The 6,000-nt window shown below is 53.7% G+C and carries 1 protein-coding gene (running past one end of the window); it reads left to right on the top strand.

Translation table 11 applies throughout. From position 1 onward, the window contains the following. The coding region annotated (locus WC515_08655; protein MFA5147428.1) for a hypothetical protein crosses the window boundary (this coding region is incomplete at both ends): on the top strand, window positions 1-6,000 show 6,000 of its 29,098 nt. 23,098 nt of the annotated region lie beyond the right edge of the window.

Here is a 6,000-nt window from a genome sequence, read left to right as displayed (position 1 = left end):
GAGACGTTAAATACCTATAACTCCTTCGGCATACAGGCCACGGGCGTGACAAGGGGCGAGTCACTGGGTGAGGATAAGGCGGTGATAGGTAAATCCTACACCGATAACACCTACAATAAGTACGGTACAGTGACAAGCCAGGTGGCGAAGGGTTACTCCCAGAATATGATAGGCACACAGACGAAGGTGACTTCGATATGGAACACCACTTCCGCCACCTTCGATATCTACGGCACGATGACCGCCTCCACGGTAAAGAGCTACTCCGGGAAAGACCACGTCGCGCTGCCGGCCGACCTGAAGGACCTCGTAGTGCTTGAGACGAACTTCGCGATATTAACGGGCGAGTCGACCACCATGAACAGTTATGACGATTTCGGCATGCTCACAGCCGCACATACCGCAGGTACGTCTTATAACTACGATCTCAGTAACGCGCGTTTCACATCAGGGACTTACACTACGGATGCAACCGTGATCGAATACGGGATAGTCAAGGCAACGGCTACCCAGGGGCAGTACTCCAAGGCGGATGGCACCGCTTATTCAAAATACACCACGACTGCCACAAATGATGATTGGGGAACCCTTGCATATCAGGAGACGAACGGCACAGTATACAAAGCGGGTTACTTTAACAATCCGTCTTATGTCATCTATACATACAGGACTACCGCCGACGCTACCCAGCTCGCCATATCTACAGATATCTACACAGTGCCGGCCGGCACATATCAGATCGACGGATGGGGCAGTGTGAGGCAGACGAAGACGGTCACGACCAGGCAGTTATCGGGCTCGGTCACCACCACGGTCTCAGATTACGAACCGTGGGGCGCGATGACCCATTCAACCACTTATCGCGGTGATTCTACGACGCTGGCGGACAGGATATCTGAGACGTTCTACAATAACTCAATGGGCAGCGGGTTCGAATTTGCAGATTACGCCTATAGTTTTGCGGCCGGGAACGGGCTCGAGGTGAGGAATAGGACGACTTACGAATATGGCCTGACTAAAGTCGTAGGGGAGGCAAATAGCGGAGCCACGGCGCAGGAGACGGCTACGGCAAACGGTTACAACTGGGCATTGGTAAGATCGGTCACCAAACGGATATCCTCTTATGCGGACAGCGGGGTCAAGACGGGGGCAACATATTATGATATACATCTCGGAAAGGGCGATGAGATCGCGGACTATGCGTATAATTATACCTCAGACGGCAGCGCAGTCAGGACTACAACCATAAGCAGTTACATGGCGACCGGCGGAGGCATAAACAGGGCGAGCCTGGCAGGGTCGGATGACGTCCTGACGTTCACGCGCCAATATATGGGAGACGATATATCGGCGGCACCGACCAGCCTCATTTCCGCGACATACTACGACACAAGGTTCGGCAAGGGTGAAGAGATCGCGAGCTATTCCTACCAATACCAGGTGGGTAATGCGGCATCCGCGAAAACTACCAGTGTATTCTACTACACGGGTAATAAGATCGCCTCCGAACTGGGCGGTGCCGAGATCGCCACTGCTGCCATGGTAAAGTCAGATTCGTTCGTAGGACAGAAGGACGTAGTCGCCGCAGGCACCGGGATAAAGACGAACACCGTCGACTTCGCGAGCACCACATTCTACTACGGTACGAAGGGCGACGAGACATCCTGGTATTCATATAGCTATAAGCTCGGGTCCAGGAACACCACGGATATCAGAAGCACGAGCGTCTTCTATTATACGGCTGCCAATAAGCTTGCCTCGGAACTCACCGGTGCAGAGTTTGCCACCGCCGCCATGAAGAAGTCCGACTCTTTCAGGACGGGGAAGGACGTAGTCGCCGCAGGCACCGGTATCAAGACGAACACCACCGACTTCATGAGCGCCACCTTCTACTATGGGTCTAAGGGGGATGAGACGGCATGGTACACGTACAACTACAAGCTCGGCTCACGGCTCGACTCCGACATCAAGACGACGAGCGTATTCTATTACACCGCGGCCAATAAACTTGCCTCGGAACTCACCGGCGCAGAGTTTGTCACGGGTGCCATGAACAAATCCGAGTCGTTTAGGGCTATGAAGGATGTCTCTATCATAGGTACAGGCATAAAGACATACACCACCGACTTCATGAGCGCCACTTTCTATTACGGGGCCAAAGGTGACGAGTCGGCCTGGTACACATATAACTATAAGCTCGGTTCGCGGCTTGATGCCGATATCAAGACGACGAGCGTCTTCTACTATACGGCGAACAATAAACTCGCCACAGAGCTCACGGGAGCGGAGATCGTGTCAGGCGCCATGAACAAGTCCGACTCCTTCAGGGCCCGGAAAGACGTAGCCGCCGCCGGGGCAGGTATCAAGACGAACACCACCGACTTCATGAGCGCCACATTCTACTGCGGGGCCAAGGGGGACGAAGCGGCCTGGTACACATATAACTATAAGCTCGGCTCGCGGTTTGATACTGATATCAAGACGACGAGCGTATTCTACTATACGGCGGGTAACCTCCTGGCATCAGAGCTGACCGGGGTCGACATAGTCACCGGCGCCATGAAGAAGTCCGACTCCTTCAGGGCCAAGAAAGATGTCGTAGCCGCAGGCACCGGGATAAAGACGAACACCACCGACTTCATGAGCGCCACATTCTACTACGGCGAAAAGAACGATGAGACGGCCTGGTACACATATAACTATAAGCTCGGCTCGCGGTTTGATACTGATATCAAGACGACGAGCGTATTCTACTATACGGCGGGTAACCTCCTGGCGTCAGAGCTGACCGGGGCCGATATAATAACGGGCGCCATGAAGAAGTCCGACTCCTTCAGGGCCAAGAAAGATGTCGTAGCCGCAGGCACCGGGATAAAGACGAACACCACCGACTTCATGAGCGCCACGTTCTATTATGGAGCGAAGAACGATGAGACGGCCTGGTACACGTATAACTATAAACTCGGCTCACGGTTCGACACCGACATCAAGACGACGAGCGTATTCTACTATACGGCGGGTAACCTCCTGGCGTCAGAGCTGACCGGTGCAGATATAATAACGGGTGCCATGAACAAGTCCGAGTCATTCAGGGCAAAGAAGGATGTGTCCGCCATAGGCGCGGCGATCAAGACGTATACCACCGACTTCATGAATGCCACGTTCTACTCCGGGGCCAAGAATGATGAAAGGGCCTGGTATACGTACAACTATAAGCTGGGATCCAGGTCAACATCGGATATAAAGACGACAAACGTCTATTATTACACTACTGCCAATAAACTCGCCACAGAGCTCACAGGGGCGGAGATCGTATCAGGCGCCATGAACAAGTCCGACTCCTTCAGGGCTATGAAGAACGTAGCCGGCGCCGGCGCCGGTATTAAGGTAGACGCCGTCGACTTCATGAGCATGACGTTCTACTATGGGGCGAAGGACGACGAGATCGCCTGGTACACGTATAACTACAAGCTCGGCTCACGGCTCGACTCAGATACCAAGACGACGAGCGTCTTCTACTACACCGCCGGTAACCTCCTGGCGTCAGAGCTGACCGGGGCCGACATAGTCACCGGTGCTATGAACAAGTCCGATCTCTTCAGGGCCAGGAAAGATGTGGTCACCGGCGGCACAGGCATCAAGACGAACACCACCGACTTCATGAGCGCCACGTTCTATTATGGAGCGAAGAACGATGAGACGGCCTGGTACACGTACAATTATAAGCTCGGGTCGCGGTTCGACACCGACATCAAGACGACGAGCGTATTCTACTATACGGCGAGTAACCTCCTGGCATCAGAGCTGACCGGGGCAGATATAATAACAGGCGCCATGAACAAGTCCGACTCCTTCAGGGCCAGAAAAGACGTAGTCGCCGCAGGCACAGGCATCAAGACGAACACCACCGATTTCATGAGCGCCACCTTCTACTACGGAGCGAAGGGAGACGAAAACGGATGGTATTCTTATAGCTACAAACTCGGCTCACGGTTCGACACCGACATCAAGACGACGAGCGTTTTCTACTACACCACCGGTAACCTCCTGGCATCAGAGCTGACCGGGGCAGATATAATAACCGGCGCCATGGTGAAGAGCGATTCGTTCAGAGGCAAGAAGGCAACGATAGGTTCCGCCATCAAGACGGATGCCGTCGACTTCATGAGTACGACATTCTACGCCGGGACGAAGGGTGACGAGACGGCCTGGTACGCGTATAACTATAAGCTGGGATCCAGGAACACCGCGGATATCAAGACGACGAGCGTCTTCTACTATACGGCGAACAATAAACTTGCCACAGAGCTCGCTGGAGCCGAATTCGTATCGGGCGCCATGAACAAGTCCGAATCCTTCAGGGCCATGAAGGACGTGCCTGCCATAGGCACCGGTATCAAGACGAGCACCACCGACTTTATGAGCGCCACATTCTACTACGGGGCGAAGGGCGACGAGAGGGCCTGGTACGCGTATAACTACAAACTCGGCTCACGGCTCGACTCCGACATCAAGACAACGAGCGTTTTCTACTATACGGCCGGTAGCCTCCTGGCGTCAGAGCTGACCGGGGCAGATATAGTCACGGGAGCCATGGTGAAGAGCGATTCGTTCAGAAGCAGAAAGGCGACCATAAATTCCGCCATCAAGACGGACGCCGTCGACTTCATGAGCACTACATTCTACAGCGGAGAGAAGGACGACGAGACGGCCTGGTACGCGTATAACTATAAGCTGGGATCCAGGTCCACCGCTGATATAAGGACGACGAGCGTCTTCTACTATACGGCCTCGAACAAACTCGCTACCGAACTCACGGGCGCGGAGATAGTAACCGGCGCCATGAATAAGTCCGAATCCTTCAGGGCCATGAAGGACGTGCCTGCCATAGGCACCGGTATCAAGACGAGCACCACCGACTTCATGAGCGCCACATTCTATTACGGGGCGAAAGGAGACGAAAGGGCATGGTACACATATAACTACAAGCTCGGCTCACGGCTCGACTCAGATGTCAAGACGACGAGCGTCTTTTACTACACTGCTAGCAATTTACTGGCGTCAGAGCTGACCGGGGCCTATATCGCCACCGGCGCCATGGTTAAGAGCGATTCGTTCAGGGGCAAGAAGGCAACGATAAGCTCCGCCATAAAGACGGATGCCGTCGACTTCATGAGCACGACATTCTACTACGGGGCGAAGGACGATGAGACGGCCTGGTACGCATATAACTATAAACTCGGCTCACGGTTAAGCTCCGACATAAGGACGACGAGCGTCTTCTACTATACGGCCGCGAACAAGCTCGCTACCGAGCTCACCGGGGCAGAGATAGTGAGCGGGGCCATGAATATGAGCGAGACGTTCAGGGGGCAGAAGACGACCATCACGAACATAATAAAGACGGACGAGATCAATTTCACGACAGCGACCTTCTATTCCGGAGAGAAGGGCGACGAGAACGCCTGGTACGCCTATAACTACATACTGGGTTCAAGGGCATTAGCTAATATCAAGACGACGAACGTCTTCTACTATACCGATGGCCATCTCCTGGCCTGGCAGCTCACCGGTGCGGATATCGTCACCGGGGCCATGAAGAAGAACGACGCTTTCAAGGGATATAAGAATGTAGTTGCGGCAGGCGCGGCTATTAAGACGGATGAAGCCAACTTCACAAGTTCCACTTTTTACGCCGGCGAAAAGAGCGATGAGAACGCCTGGTATACCTATAACTATAAGACCGGTTCCAGGGCGGTGGCAGACATACGTTCGACGAACGTATACTATTATACAGCCAATAATTACCTGGCCCCGGAGATATACGGGGTAGATATAATAACCGGTGCGATGACCCGCAGCGAGACCTACAGAGGCCAGAAGAATATAGGCGAAGTGAAGACGAACAAGACGAACCTGAAGACGGAGACGTTCTACGTGGGCGCCAAGGGCGACGAGATAGCGAATTATTCATTCACATTCGGCCGCGACGGTACGATC

This window comes from Candidatus Omnitrophota bacterium (assembly GCA_041650805.1).
Taxonomy (GTDB): domain Bacteria; phylum Omnitrophota; class Gorgyraeia; order 2-01-FULL-45-10; family 2-01-FULL-45-10; genus JBAZKM01.
Note: the sequence above shows the minus strand (reverse complement) of the source record. Positions and strands in the feature narration are given on the sequence as shown.